The sequence below is a fragment of the Niallia sp. 03133 genome (assembly GCF_052663225.1).
This window is the reverse complement of sequence record NZ_JBQTCY010000002.1, coordinates 104961-119408: the sequence shown is the minus strand read 5'-3', so window position 1 is coordinate 119408 and position 14448 is coordinate 104961. Positions and strand designations below refer to the sequence as shown.

The window sequence follows — 14448 nt, the reverse complement described above, 5'->3', positions numbered from 1 at the left end:
GGTTATATGATCAAAAAAAGTTGTTAGAAAATCTGACAGGGGTGGTTGAAAATGACGTACAACCAAATGGCAAAAGCACAAGGTCTTTATCGACCAGAATTTGAACATGATGCATGTGGTATCGGTTTATACGCTCATATTAAGGGGAAAGCAACACATGACATTGTGACAAAAGGTTTAAGTATGCTTTGCAAGCTGGATCATCGCGGTGGGCAAGGAAGTGACCCGTTAACTGGTGATGGAGCAGGCTTGATGGTACAAATTCCAGATCGTTTTTTTAGAAAAGATATTACAGACTTTTCATTGCCTGAAAAAGGGCAATATGGTGTAGGAATGATTTTCTTTTCTCAAAAGGATCAAGACAGAGAAAAAATAGAAGAAAAAATAAACGAATATATTGCAGCGGAAGGACAAGTGCTTCTAGGATGGAGAACTGTGCCTACAGATTTCAGAAAAATTGGAAAAGTTGCACAAAAAAGCTGTCCAATAGTTCGCCAAGTTTTTATTCAAGCTAGTGATGATTGCAAGAACGACTTAGCTTTTGAACGCAAGCTTTATATTATCCGCAAATTATCAGAAAACTGGGGCAGAACAGAAGAAAAAGATTTTTATTTTGCAAGTCTATCCAGCAGTACGATTGTTTATAAAGGTTTATTAACATCAGAACAAGTTGGCACATTTTATTTAGATGTCCAAGATCAGGATTTTGTGTCAGCATTTGCTTTAGTGCATTCCCGCTTTAGTACAAATACTTTCCCAAGCTGGGAGAGAGCACATCCAAACCGTTATATTATTCATAATGGTGAAATTAACACTCTTCGAGGCAATTTAAATTGGATGAAAGCAAGAGAGCAGCAATTTGCATCTGAAGCATTTGGAGAAGATTTGCAAAAAGTATTGCCAATCCTAGATGCCAATGGAAGCGACTCGTCTGTATTTGATAATGCATTAGAATTTTTTGTTCTATCTGGACGCAAGCCTGCGCATGCAGCAATGATGCTTATTCCAGAACCATGGACAGAAAACCCGCATATCTCAAAAGAGAAAAAAGCGTTTTATGAATATCACAGCAGTCTGATGGAGCCATGGGATGGTCCGATGGCAATCTCGTTTACAGATGGCAAGCAAATTGGAGCTATTTTGGATCGCAATGGTTTAAGACCAGCGCGCTACTATGTAACAAAAGACGATTATATTATTTTCTCATCTGAAGTCGGAGTTATTCCAGTAGAAGAAGAAAATGTTTTATATAAAGACCGTTTAAGTCCAGGGAAAATGCTGTTAATTGATTTAGAAGAAGGCCGCATCGTTTCCGATGAAGAATTAAAAGGGCAAATCGTATCCGAAAATCCATATCAACAATGGCTGGATGAAGAAGTGGTTCGATTAGATGACACAAATGAAAAAGAAGAAGAACTAGTTGATTTATTAACACGTCAAAAAGCGTTTGGCTACACATATGAAGATGTGCAAAAAAATCTTCTTCCGGTCGTAACAGAAGGGAAAGATCCAATTGGATCCATGGGGAATGATACACCACTGGCTGTATTATCTGATAAACCCCAGTCCTTGTTTAATTATTTTAAACAATTATTTGCTCAAGTTACGAATCCGCCAATTGACGCAATTCGTGAACAATTGGTAACTTCCACACTATCATGGCTTGGTGCAGAAAAAAATCTGCTTCATCCAAATGAAACAAACTGCCATAGAATTCAATTGAATTCACCTGTATTATCAAACGGGCAGTTAGAGCAATTGAGAAATTCAGAGGACCCAGCATTTTTATCTACTACAATCGATGCATTGTTTGAAGATGATTTAGAGGATAGCTTGCAGTTCGTTTTAAATACTGCTGAAGCAGCGATCGAAAAAGGGATCAGCTTGCTTGTTATTTCTGATAAAAAAATGGATCCAAATAAAAAAGCAATTCCGGTATTATTAGCAGTTAGTGCTTTACATCAGCATTTAATTAAAAAAGGCATACGTACAAAAGCGAGCATCATCGTTGAATCAGGAGAAGCAAGAGAAGTTCATCATTTTGCAAGCTTAATTGGATTTGGTGCAGATGCTATTAATCCATATCTTGTTTATGCTACGTATCATAAAGCAATTGAAGAGGAAACTTTAACTCTTACTTATCAAGAGGCAGTTTCTCGCTTTAATGAAGTTGTAACAGAAGGCGTAGTAAAAGTAATGTCTAAAATGGGTATTTCAACGGTTCAAAGCTACCGTGGTGCACAAATTTTTGAAGCGGTTGGAATTGGAGAAGAAGTTATTAATAAATATTTTGCAGGTACTGTTTCCCAATTAGGTGGAATTGGATTGGACACTATTGCGAAAGAAACATCAAAACGCCATGAAGCAGCTTTTGCAAAAGCGTTCGATGAAGCATTAGATTCCGGGAGTGAATACCAGTGGAGAAAAGGCGGAGAACACCATGCCTTTAATCCAAAAACGATTCATACATTGCAATGGGCTTGCCGAAAAGGAGATTATAGCTTATTTAAGCAATATTCAAATGCAGCAAATGATGAAAGACTAACTTTCCTTCGCAATTTATTCTCCTTTGCTTCAACTGAAAATGCAATTGACATTAATGAAGTAGAGTCAGTAGAAAGTATTGTGAAGCGTTTTAAAACAGGCGCCATGTCCTTTGGATCTCTAAGTAAAGAAGCACATGAAACATTAGCGATTGCGATGAATAGAATTGGTGGAAGCTCCAACAGTGGAGAAGGCGGAGAAGATCCAGCACGCTTTGAATTAGATGCAAATGGAGATAATCGCCGGAGTGCCATTAAACAAATTGCATCAGGTCGTTTTGGAGTAAAAAGCCATTATTTAATCAATGCTGATGAACTGCAGATTAAAATGGCACAAGGTGCAAAACCAGGTGAAGGCGGTCAATTACCTGGAAATAAAGTATATCCTTGGGTGGCAGATGTTCGTGGATCCACACCAGGTGTAGGCTTAATTTCACCACCGCCGCATCATGATATTTATTCTATTGAAGATTTAGCACAGCTGATACACGATTTGAAAAATGCAAATAGAAACGCTAGAATCAGCGTGAAACTTGTATCAAAAGGCGGTATTGGAACGATTGCTGCAGGTGTTGCTAAAGGTGCTGCAGACGTTATTGTTGTCAGCGGATATGACGGTGGAACAGGTGCGTCGCCAAAAACTAGTATTAAACATACAGGTCTTCCTTGGGAGCTTGGTTTAGCAGAAGCGCATCAAACGTTAATGCTGAATGGACTTCGCAGCAGAGTAGTTTTAGAAACAGATGGTAAATTAATGACAGGGAAAGATGTTGTTTTAGCAGCATTATTAGGAGCAGAGGAATTTGGCTTTGCAACAGCACCATTGATTGTACTTGGATGTGTTATGATGCGTGCATGTCATTTAGACACATGTCCAGTCGGTGTGGCAACACAAAATCCTGAGTTGCGTTATAAGTTTGCAGGTGATCCTGATCATGTAGTAAACTTCATGCGTTTCGTGGCGGAAGAAGTTCGTGAACTAATGGCTCAATTAGGATTTAGAACAGTTGAAGAAATGATAGGCAGAACCGATGTTCTTAATGTAAGCGAAGGTGCAAAATCACATTGGAAAGCAAAAGATCTTGATTTATCGAAACTATTATACAAAGTAGACGGAGAGCGTACATTCAGCACTCCTCAAAACCATAAAATCGACGAAAGCTTGGATATCCAAAAAATACTTCCAGCTGTTGAAAATGCAATTGAAACAGGAAACAGCGTGGATCTATATTATCCAGTTAAAAATACAAATCGTGTTATCGGTACGATTGTCGGCAGTGAAATTTCGAAAAAATACGGTGAAGAAGGATTAGCAGATAATACGATTAATCTTCATTTTACTGGCTCAGCTGGTCAAAGCTTTGGAGCATTTATTCCGAAAGGCATGAGCATGTACTTGACAGGCGATGCAAATGACTATGTTGGAAAAGGCTTATCTGGTGGGAAAATTGTCATTACTGCTCCTTCCATCAATTCGTATGTTGCAAAAGATAATGTTATTGCAGGAAACGTTGCATTTATTGGGGCTACAGATGGAGAAGCCTATGTAAACGGAAAAGCAGGAGAACGTTTTGCCGTACGTAATAGTGGTGCAAGTGTTGTAGTAGAGGGCATTGGCGACCATGGATTAGAATATATGACTGGCGGTCAAGTAGTAATACTAGGAGAAGTAGGGAAAAATTTTGCTGCAGGTATGTCTGGTGGGGTTGCATATGTGTTGGCAAACGATAAAAAAGCTTTTAAAAATCTTTGCAACCAAGAAATGATCTTGTTTGAAGAATTAGAAGATCCAAAAGAAGTAGATAGAGTTAAACAATTAATCGAAAAACATGAGGATCAAACAAATAGTATCGTAGCGAGACAAACGTTGGAAAATTGGGATAAAACAGTTAGCAAATTTGTAAAGGTAATTCCAAAAGATTACAAACGAATGATGAGAAATATTCAAGAAGGATTAAATAATGGGCTTTCAGAAGAAGATGCAGTAATGAATGCATTTGAAAGCAACTCGAAGCAGGACAAAAAAAAACAAAAACCTACTAAGCTAACTGCAGCAGTTCGGTAAGAAAGGAGAGAATAACAATGGGAAAAGCAACTGGTTTTATGGAATATAAACGGGAGGAAGCGGAAGAAAGATCTCCGCTTTCCCGCTTAAATGATTTTAAGAAATATTCTGCTCCTTTCTCAGATGAGGTGCTAAGTAGACAAGGAGCACGCTGTATGGATTGTGCGACTCCATTTTGTCATATAGGAATGGATATTAGTGGTACAACATCAGGCTGTCCAATCCATAACTTAATTCCAGAATGGAATGATCTTGTATATCGCGGCAGATGGAAAGAAGCTTTGGAAAGATTATTAAAAACAAATAACTTTCCAGAATTCACTGGAAGCGCATGTCCAGCTCCTTGTGAGGGATCATGTACGGTGGCTATTTCTGATCCTGCAGTTGCCATTAAAAATATAGAACGCACCATTATTGATAAAGGATTTGAAAATGGCTGGATTCAACCGAGAATCCCAGAAAAAAGAACAGGAAAAAAAGTTGCTATTATCGGTTCAGGTCCTGCAGGGCTGGCGAGTGCAGATCAATTAAATCAAGCAGGGCATTCTGTTACTGTATTTGAACGTTCTGATCGTGCTGGCGGTTTATTGATGTATGGAATTCCCAATATGAAATTGGAGAAAAAAGATGTAGAGCGCCGCATTCAATTATTAACACAAGAAGGCATTGATTTTGTAACAAACACAGAAGTAGGAAAAGATATCACTGCAGATGAATTAAGAAAACAATTTGATGCGGTTATCTTATGTACTGGAGCCCAAAAGCAGCGTGATTTAGAAATGGAAGGCAGAGAGGCTAATGGGGTACATTTTGCTATGGACTATCTGACATTGAATACAAAAAGCCTGCTTGATTCTAATTTGGAAGATGGCAAGTATATTAATGCAGAAGGCAAAGATGTCATTGTAATCGGTGGTGGGGATACTGGTGCCGATTGTGTAGCAACAGCTCTTCGCCAAAAATGCAAAAGTGTTGTACAATTTGGCAAACATCCAAAATTAGGAATGGCTCGATTAGATGATAATATGTGGCCTGCTTTCCCGCATATCTTTACATTAGATTACGCTTATGAAGAGGCAGAGCGAAAATTTGGAAGCGACCCAAGACAATACAGCATCCAAACGAAAAAAATGGTAAAAGATGAGCAAGGAAATTTAAAAGAGCTTCATACTATTTCGATGAGAAAAGAAAAGCAAAAAGATGGAACTTTTGCATTTCATGAAATTCCTGGTTCGGAAAAAGTATGGCCGGCACAATTAGTATTTATTGCAATTGGTTTTGAAGGGCCAGAACAACCGATACTTCAGCATTTTGGAGTGGAAACAAAATCTCGCAAAATTGATGCAAAGTATGGAGAATTTCAAACAAATATAGAAGGCGTTTTTGCTGCTGGTGATGCTAGAAGAGGCCAAAGCTTAATTGTTTGGGCAATTAATGAAGGTAGGGAAGCTGCTCGTAAAGTAGATGAATATTTAATGGGTGTATCTCATTTGCCTACATTAAATGCTTAAATATAAATCCAGGGAAATTATTCCCTGGATTTTAGTTTGTCAACAAATGGGGTTCAGAATTTTTGCGAACCAAGTGATTTTGGGGTACTAGTTGATCTAACGTTATCATTTCTAATTGGTCTCTTTGGATAGAAGAATGTTTGAAAAGCATGGTGTCACCTCTGTCCATTTATCTATCTTTATTTTAAAAGATGGGAATTTCAAATTCTATGATGGATTGAAAGTAAGTTGATTGGAGCGAAAGGGGGAGACTCCAACGGGATTAGCGAGCCAGTCCGAGACCCTGCAGACGTAGCCGAAGCGGCTCAGGAGTAGCCACGTGGAAAGCGAACCCATAGAGCGGAAATCAACATCCCCATCTAAAAGAAAAATAAAGTGAACCTTTTCATCAGTGGGGAGGAAGAAAACCCCCTCTGATGGAAAGGTTCACTTTATTAAATTCATATAATGAAACCTGATTATTTTCTATTAAAAATAGGATGGAATATCAAGCTTATTGACTTGTTCTATTTTATTATAAAATTTTTGGCTGCAGCGAATCATGCTTGTTGAATTTAGAGAATGCTGAAGCTGTAAAGGAAGTTCTTTAAAACTAAATGGATAGTAAAACTGCGGATTGATGTCACTGTATAATAAAAAAACGGATGAATCGTCTTCAATAGGATAAGAAGAAAAAAATTCTTTCAGCATTTTCGTGCCGAATCCTTTGTTTTGATAATTATTGTGGATGACTATTGACCCTATTCCAAATACTTTCAGTGTTTGATTGGACAGCTTTATCTCCAATGACAAAACAATGAACGAGCCGATTATATTATCATCCTCATTAACATATACATACCGTTCTCCATAAGCATCTTCTTTTTGATTATCTTGTATATACTGATCATATGTTCTTCCCTTTTTCCATTCTTTGTAGCCCATTTGAAAAACTTCGCTATATTCATTTCCCGCAATTGTTCGTAAAATCATGGAAAATCCTTCCCTTCTATTTATCTCTTATTATTATAATAGAACTCCTTTTTATAAGAAAGTTTCTCTCACTTTTAACTGGCAGTAAGACCCCAATCTTAAGATGCTTAGAAATCTAGGAAGGTAGGTGGGGGTCTTACTGCCCGTAAAGGTCCGATAGAGGTACACAAACGAAGGTCGCCACACCTGTGGACCGCAAGCTTTCCATCAGTGGAGATAAGGAAAACTCCCACTGATGGAAGGTTCAATTTATTAGAAAGAGGCATGTTAACTTTTCGTTTTACCTGTTCATTCGAATGATAAAGTGTGGTTGTATAGGAGAAAATTATTGTTCTTTTTGCTAGTCTATAGCCGTTTCATAAAAGGTTTTAATGCTTATTATTATAGTAAATATTATTGTTTGAAGAGACCAATTAGCTGAAAAATATAAACAAGAAGTGGAAATATTGAATAAAAAAGATCCTTTATTCATTAATGAGTAGAAAGATTTTATAGGTAAAAGGATAGAAGGGAAGAAAGGATGTTCGGAAGATGGACAAAGAGACACTTGATATTTTGATGGAGGATATATACGTTCGGAATATCGAAAACGAAGATGTAGAAGTAGTAAATAACACGTCATTACAGATCATGGGGAAAGGAAGACAGGGAGCTGTATTTCAATTGTCTGATGATCAATGTATAAAAGTATTTGGTAATACAGAAGACTGTGAAAGAGAATATTATGCATTATCACTAGGGCAGCATACGAATCTTTTTCCACGTATTTATGAAAAAGGATCACTTTATATTTCCATGGAGATAATTAAAGGGGTTGATCTAAGAGAGTATCTGCAATCACAGCCATTAACAGAAGAACTAGCTTATAAATTGATTGAAATGCTTATCATTTTTAAGGAGATTGGCTTTGAAAGAATCGACCATCATAAAAGACAAATATTTGTACAGACCGATGGAAACCTTAAGGTTATTGATGTTGCTAGGACTGTTTGGCGGGATCGTGTGTATCCATATCCTCGGAAACTATTAACTTCGCTTGGCGAAGTTAATAAAGGGAAATTCTTAGCATATGTACAAGCATTAGCTCCAGCTTTGTATGAAGAATGGCTATATTATATCGAAATGGAAGAATTGTCACGCCAAATTTGTCAAACATTATTTTCCGAAAATATCTATATTAGCAAATTAGAGAGCAAAGCAAAAATGCTGCTGACAAAAGATGATGAACAATCAAAATTAGAAGGCTTAGTTTATAAAGTATATAAGGAAGAATGGATTAAATCCATGATGGAGCAAGGCTACAATCCAGATGAAGAGATGAAAAAAATCGACCAATATTGGATAGAGAAAGAAATGTCCTATGGAAAAGTAAATTTACAAAAATATTTTAGTAAGTTGATAAATAGCACAAACACAGTATCCCTAATAAAAAACTTCATAAATAAAAATATTTCTCCTGATGGAATAGGAATTATCGTAAAAGAATTGCATAAAATTTTACAAACAAAATTTGAGCAAGGATGATTGCAAATGAAGGTACTTGTCATTTGGCGTCTTCTAACAGTTGGTGGAGTAAATGCTGGATGGAGAAATCGTGCTGTTTATTTTAAACAGCATGGAATTGAAACAGAATTTTTATATTCTACGGATCATGGTGGGGCGCATATCATGCAAGATATAGCAACAATATATATTACAAAAGATAAAAAAGAAATTGTGAATATTATTAAAAAAAATGCTTATGATGCAATTATTGTTGTTGACACTGGCAATGCTTTTAAATGGATTCGGAAAGCAAATTATACGGGACCAGTAATTGTAGAAGCACGAACTCCAGAACTCATTAAACTTAGCCCCCATTTAAAGGAATTTAGAGGAATACAACCGAAAACATTAATCGTTCCATCAAAATTTCAAAAAAGATTAGTTTCTATCCTATCTGATGACATTCCCATTAAGGTAATTTACAACGGCCTGAATACTTCATTTTTTCACCCTATACTAAAACACGAAATTGATTTTTCTGTCCCGCCAATTTTGCAAACAGAAAAAAAAATAATAGGTTGGATTGGTCGAGTGGATAAACGTAAAAATTGGCCCATGCTAGTTGAAATTGCTAAGAAGATAAAAAAGGACCGAGAAGATATAGAAATATGGCTAATTGGAGGAGCACAAAGCAATCAAAAGGAAGAGTTTGCAGAAATTTGGAAAGCAGAAAACCTTACTGATATTATTAAATGGTTTCCGGTGATTCCATATCAGCAAATGCCAAGTGTTTATGCAAAAATTCGAATTTCAGGCGGCTGTACCATCGCTACAACAAAATGTGAATCTTTTGGTAATACTTTTATTGAATCAATGGGATGTGGAGTTCCCGTAGTAGCATCGAATATCATGCCAATTAATGAAATAGTCATAAACAGGGAAACAGGACTGCTTTTTTCAGGACAAAATGTAGAAGAAGCTGTTAAGCATATATATGAAATAGTAGATAATCCAGATCTATATCAAAAATTGTCTCAACAATCTGTATTACATGTCAGCAAACATTTCGCCATCAAGGAAGTAGGCGATCAATATATTGAATTATTAAAGCAGATTAATGGTGAGGTGATTAGAAATGATTGAACCAATTGCCTATCAAAAGAAAATGGATGGAAAGTCCAATGCTTATCTTATAACATTTAGTGACGGAAAAGACTATGTTGTGAAATATATACAGCCTGGATTCGAAAAATCTTTAGCGAATGAATGGATTGGATACTGCATAGGTCGTTTTCTTGGACTCCCAATTCCCTTTGCTAAAGTAGTTGAAATTCCTTCAAATTTTTCCATGAATCTTCCTGAAATGAAAGAGTTAGATCATTCCAAATACCAGTTTGCCTCCCTTTATGAACCAAATTGCTTGAATGGACATCAAGTATCCACGATTACAAAAATAACAAATTCTCATACGTTAGCCGGTATTATCGTTTTTGACCATTGGCTGTACAACAGAGATCGAACAAAAAAAAATATTCTATTAAAAAAAGTAAACCAGGATGAATATCGATTGTTTATTATGGATCATGCAGAAATATTCAATTCCTATAATTGGACGCTGGATGACTTAAATGCACTAAACGATGAAATAATGAAGAGTTCTACACATGAATTAATGGCACAATTTATTGATAATCAAGAAGTGTTTACTGAGCAATTAAAGCTTATTCAATCCATTCCGACACATTTATTAGAAGAAATAGTAAAAAACATTCCAGAAGACTGGAATGTTTCAGATGAAGAAAAAAAAACAATCGTCAAAAGTTTAGTAATACGCAGAAAAAAAATACTGCCACAGCAAATTTCTAAAATGATAAAAAAAGTTTATAAACAGTAAAAGAAGAATAGGTCATTTGCGGTCTAAGTCCTTTAAATTATAAAGGGTTAAGACCGTTTCGTCGTTGAACTAGAGATTAGTTTTAGTAATCCTCTGTATAGAAGGTAATCTAATAAAGGCCCTGGACAACATAAACGGCGTTTTATATTTTCAACCGCTTATCTTATCAAGAGCCATCAAACTTGAATAGTTTATGGCTTGATTGTTGAGTAAAGTTGGAGAAGATGAGGAAAGAGCGAATATTCTCATGATTTTTACCAAATGATAGGATTTTTCCAAGTAGGATTATTAGTCTGGATATAGGATACATAAAAAGAAAAGAAGAAAATCAGATGTAGAAAAAGTAATATTTGCACAAACTGAAGGCTGATCGAGACTTGGAGGGTACAAGTCAATCAACGGTGCGACAGGCTAGCAGGATGGTAGTCAATCGACGAAGACATAAGGACGTGGTTAGTTGATATCCCTTGGTTGAGTTCTTAATGTTCATCCTCTTTTCCCTGGTAAATGAGCATCCGAGTAAGGTGAACAACGAAGCAGATCGAGCGTTTGTCGAAGCCTGAATATAAAATTATTTATTTTTTGATAATAGCAGGTCTTCCTATGGAGTAATACTCTATAGAGTCACATTCCATTATTTTCGTTTTGTTCAAACAATTTCTTCCGTCGAAAATAATAGGCAACTTGGCCTCTTTTAAAACACTGCTTAATTCTATATTTTTTATTTCTTTCCATTCTGTAACGATAAATATCGCATCCGCATTCTTAATCGCATCTTTAATCGATTGAGTGTATGAAATTATGTCTCCTAAAATTTTTTTAGCATTATCGATTGCAGCAGGATCATAAGCTGCAACTTCTGCTCCCATTTTTGTTAATTGCTTTGCTATTTTTATAGAGGGAGCTTCCCTCATATCGTCTGTTTCTGGTTTGAATGCAAGGCCCAGTAATGCAACTTTTTTTTCATTCAGCGATCCGAAACGCTGCAGTGCTTTGACAACCAGTAATTCTTGTTGAGAATCATTAATTGCGATTGTTTCCTCTAATAAAGAAGCATTTAATCCGAATTGAAGGGAAGTGTGTAAGAGGGCTTTTACATCCTTTGGAAAACAAGAACCTCCGTAACCTATACCAGCTTGTAAAAAAGCATTTCCAATTCTTTTATCCTTTCCAATGCCCATTGATACTTCATCTACATTTGCACCAACTTGTTCACATAAATTTGCGATAAAGTTAATATAACTAATTTTATTTGCTAAAAATGCATTAGAAGCATACTTTATCATTTCTGCACTGCGAACGCTCGTTATTAACACAGGAGCATTTAACGGACTATACATTTTTTGTATTTTTTCGGATGCTTCCTTTTTATAGGAACCAATTATAATACGATCAGGATTCATCGTGTCATAAATAGCTGAACCTTGCCGTAAAAATTCAGGATTAGAAACGATTAATATTTCTTTCTTACAATGGTCTTCCAACATTTCTTTTATAGAATCATTCGTACCAACAGGGACGGTGCTTTTAATCACGATTATTGGATTATTGTGTAAATAATCAGCAATATCTTTTGCTGCCTGCTGTAAAATCGTTAAATCAGCTGCTCCATTTTCACCTTGTGGTGTTCCTACTGCGAGGATAATAACCTCAACACCTTGCAGTCCCTCTTTATGTGTAGTGGAAAAGAGTAGTTTGCCGTTTTCTATATTTTTCGTTAACAATTGTTCCATGCCTGGTTCATATATTGGTGAATTTCCCAACTGTAGTAGATTAATTTTATTAATATCTATATCAATACAAGTCACATGATGACCTATTTCTGCTAAGCATACACCTGTCGATAAGCCGACATATCCAGTGCCAATCACAGCTATTTTCATCATTTTCAAACTCCCTTTATTAATTTATAATTCTTTTTAAATGATAAACGTTTAATAAATTTTAAATAATAGAGCATGGAACTCAGAAAAACATCCAACCATTTATTCAAAGGGGTGAAAGTCATCTTGTTTCTAGCAATAGCAAAATTTCTTTTGTTAATGGCTATTTTACATCATCACCTCAAAAAAACAGCATAAGGATATGCCTCTAATTTTTTGGCACAATGGATGATAACAAAAAGTTCCCAATGTTCTTTTTCTCTAATAGAATAGAATTTTTACTAATTCCGAATTATGCTTCATTTCGTTCCCATATAGCACAGCAGCTGCTTGTTCTAACATACAAAAGGTATTGAATAGTAGTTTTTTCTACTATAAGAAGCATTTCCGTTAATGAAGCTTTTGTTGTTGGCAAAAAGTGAGTGATGCACCTTAGGAAAAATAGCTTTTCATTTCATGAATACGATCTAACTAAACATTTCCTATAATCCTTGTATATGAGTTGGAATATCGATTGGATACTATAGTGGCCTATTAAATGTAAAATTATTTTCAGGATGGAAAAAGTAAGGAGAACGGAAACTAATCAATGTAATCAGCTGCTAGAAAGATTATGGTATATATACTGTTGAAAGTGATAAATTAACATGGATGATGATTATAAAACTTGCTCATAACAAGTTTGTAGAAAAATGATGAGGGAAAAAAATAGGAAGAAATATACTTATAGATGGAAGAACCACGGCCAAGAGCTTGTGAAAAGAAAATAGTATACATGTAAAAAAGGTATATAAAGTAAACTTCCATCAGTGGTGGTTTTTCCTCATCCCCCACTGATTGTTAGTTGCACTTATCTTATCTTTACGGGCGAGTTTCAACACCTAGCTTCCTCAGCATCCCCGAGGTGGGGGTCTTACTCAATGTCATCAAGCTAAACTTCAAAAAAAAGGAAAATTAACAACTAAATAGGAAGTAAGGGTTTTCGTTCTGTTCTCCGAGGCTTACCGCTCGCTTTCCACGGGGCGAGCGCCGAGCCTCCTCGTGCCTTGCTTCTGTGGGGTCTCGCCTGTCTCGCTATTCCTGTAGGAGTCGAGCGGACGCCTCTCCAAACAAATGGGGTATTTCTTTTAAATATGGGTATCCAATAATTAGGATCTTAAAAAAGGCAATAGGATGCCTAGGTATGGTTTCCTCATTTTTACATACCCGTACTATCCTATTTTATTTTAAATCCTATAACGCCGCTTTTTGATTCCATCCATTTTTATTCGCTCTTCATTCTTTGGCACGATGGAAACTTCTACCTGGTCTTATCGGACTTCGATTCTTTTTCCCTTCATTCAGTAGTTGTTTATTTAGATTTTTGCGCTTCCTCGTGCTTTTCTCCAAAATTATAGTTATTAATTGATTTTTAAGTTTGCCAATTAAAAGATTAGTGTTAACCATATATTCCTATTTTAATCCCTTTCCTTCCTGCTCTTTGGCAATGATTTCATCGGCTTCTTGTTTGACAAGCGAGGCCATATTTGCGAGAAACATCGTCGTATAGAAATCTTGCTCAATGGAGAGGAGAGTACACCAGTAAATGTTTGAATTGGAAACCTATTTTTTCATTCATCCTACTTCGTTTCGATTCCCCAGCGTTTAAAATAGAGGGTTTTAAAATCCTCTATTCCAAGTTCGTCATCCTCTATGTTCGAAAATACGTGGGCTTAGAACACGATTCACACATAAAAATAACATCATGCAAGACATTTTGCGTCACCTCTACAGCTTTTAAAAACTTCCTTTTCTCCATAAAAAAATCACCACTTATCACCTTGGTATACCATTAATTGGTATTCAAGGAGATTATTGTGGCAATTTTTAAAAGTCAAGGGGTTTTTGACATTTTCATCTGATTACAATTTTTGGAATCTTAAGTTGATGACATTGGGGTCTTAATGCCCGTTAAGAGTGGGATAAAACGATCCTGGCCTTCGAGAAACTCCAAATTTCTTCGTTGTTCGCTATCAATTACAAACGTTATCGATGAGCCTTTACCATTATTACTTTTTCTAATAACCAACTAGCTAAGTTTAACTATTTTATGGCA

Annotated in this window: 8 protein-coding genes; 5 read left to right on the top strand and 3 right to left on the bottom strand. The window is 36.0% G+C overall.

The window, feature by feature from the left end:
- Nucleotides 1-51 precede the first annotated feature (51 nt).
- Nucleotides 52-4608, top strand: coding sequence for a glutamate synthase large subunit (gltB, locus tag ACTYBU_RS03020; protein WP_445487047.1), 4557 nt, complete (start codon nt 52-54; stop codon nt 4606-4608).
- A gap of 17 nt (nt 4609-4625) precedes the next feature.
- Nucleotides 4626-6119 carry a glutamate synthase small subunit gene (gene gltD, locus ACTYBU_RS03015; protein ID WP_445487045.1) on the top strand — a complete coding sequence of 498 codons (1494 nt, stop codon included), beginning with the start codon at nt 4626-4628 and terminating at the stop codon, nt 6117-6119.
- A 468-nt stretch (nt 6120-6587) separates the two neighbouring features.
- On the opposite strand, the gene ACTYBU_RS03010 is transcribed toward gltD, so the two are convergent.
- Complete coding sequence (locus ACTYBU_RS03010; RefSeq protein WP_445487043.1) at nt 6588-7091, bottom strand: GNAT family N-acetyltransferase; 504 nt, start codon at nt 7089-7091, stop codon at nt 6588-6590.
- Between the two features lie 531 nt (nt 7092-7622).
- Between ACTYBU_RS03010 and ACTYBU_RS03005 the strand changes: the two genes are divergently transcribed.
- The 3 genes from ACTYBU_RS03005 to ACTYBU_RS02995 are packed head-to-tail and all read left to right on the top strand — an operon-like array spanning nt 7623 to nt 10470.
- Nucleotides 7623-8615 (top strand): hypothetical protein, encoded by a 993-nt coding sequence (locus tag ACTYBU_RS03005; protein ID WP_445487041.1) that lies wholly within the window; start codon nt 7623-7625, stop codon nt 8613-8615.
- A 6-nt stretch (nt 8616-8621) separates the two neighbouring features.
- Nucleotides 8622-9719, top strand: a complete 1098-nt coding sequence (locus tag ACTYBU_RS03000; RefSeq protein WP_445487039.1) for a glycosyltransferase family 4 protein — start codon at nt 8622-8624, stop codon at nt 9717-9719.
- Nucleotides 9712-10470 carry a HipA family kinase gene (locus tag ACTYBU_RS02995; protein WP_445487037.1) on the top strand — a complete coding sequence of 253 codons (759 nt, stop codon included), beginning with the start codon at nt 9712-9714 and terminating at the stop codon, nt 10468-10470. The genes ACTYBU_RS03000 and ACTYBU_RS02995 overlap by 8 nt, the downstream gene beginning before the upstream one ends.
- A gap of 575 nt (nt 10471-11045) precedes the next feature.
- Here ACTYBU_RS02995 and ACTYBU_RS02990 read toward each other — a convergent pair.
- Both ACTYBU_RS02990 and ACTYBU_RS02985 read right to left on the bottom strand, forming a co-directional pair.
- A complete protein-coding gene (locus ACTYBU_RS02990; protein WP_445487036.1) occupies nt 11046-12356 on the bottom strand; it encodes a UDP-glucose dehydrogenase family protein in 1311 nt (436 codons plus the stop codon).
- A 289-nt stretch (nt 12357-12645) separates the two neighbouring features.
- Nucleotides 12646-12768 carry a hypothetical protein gene (locus tag ACTYBU_RS02985; RefSeq protein WP_445487034.1) on the bottom strand — a complete coding sequence of 41 codons (123 nt, stop codon included), beginning with the start codon at nt 12766-12768 and terminating at the stop codon, nt 12646-12648.
- Between the last annotated feature and the right edge of the window lie 1680 nt (nt 12769-14448).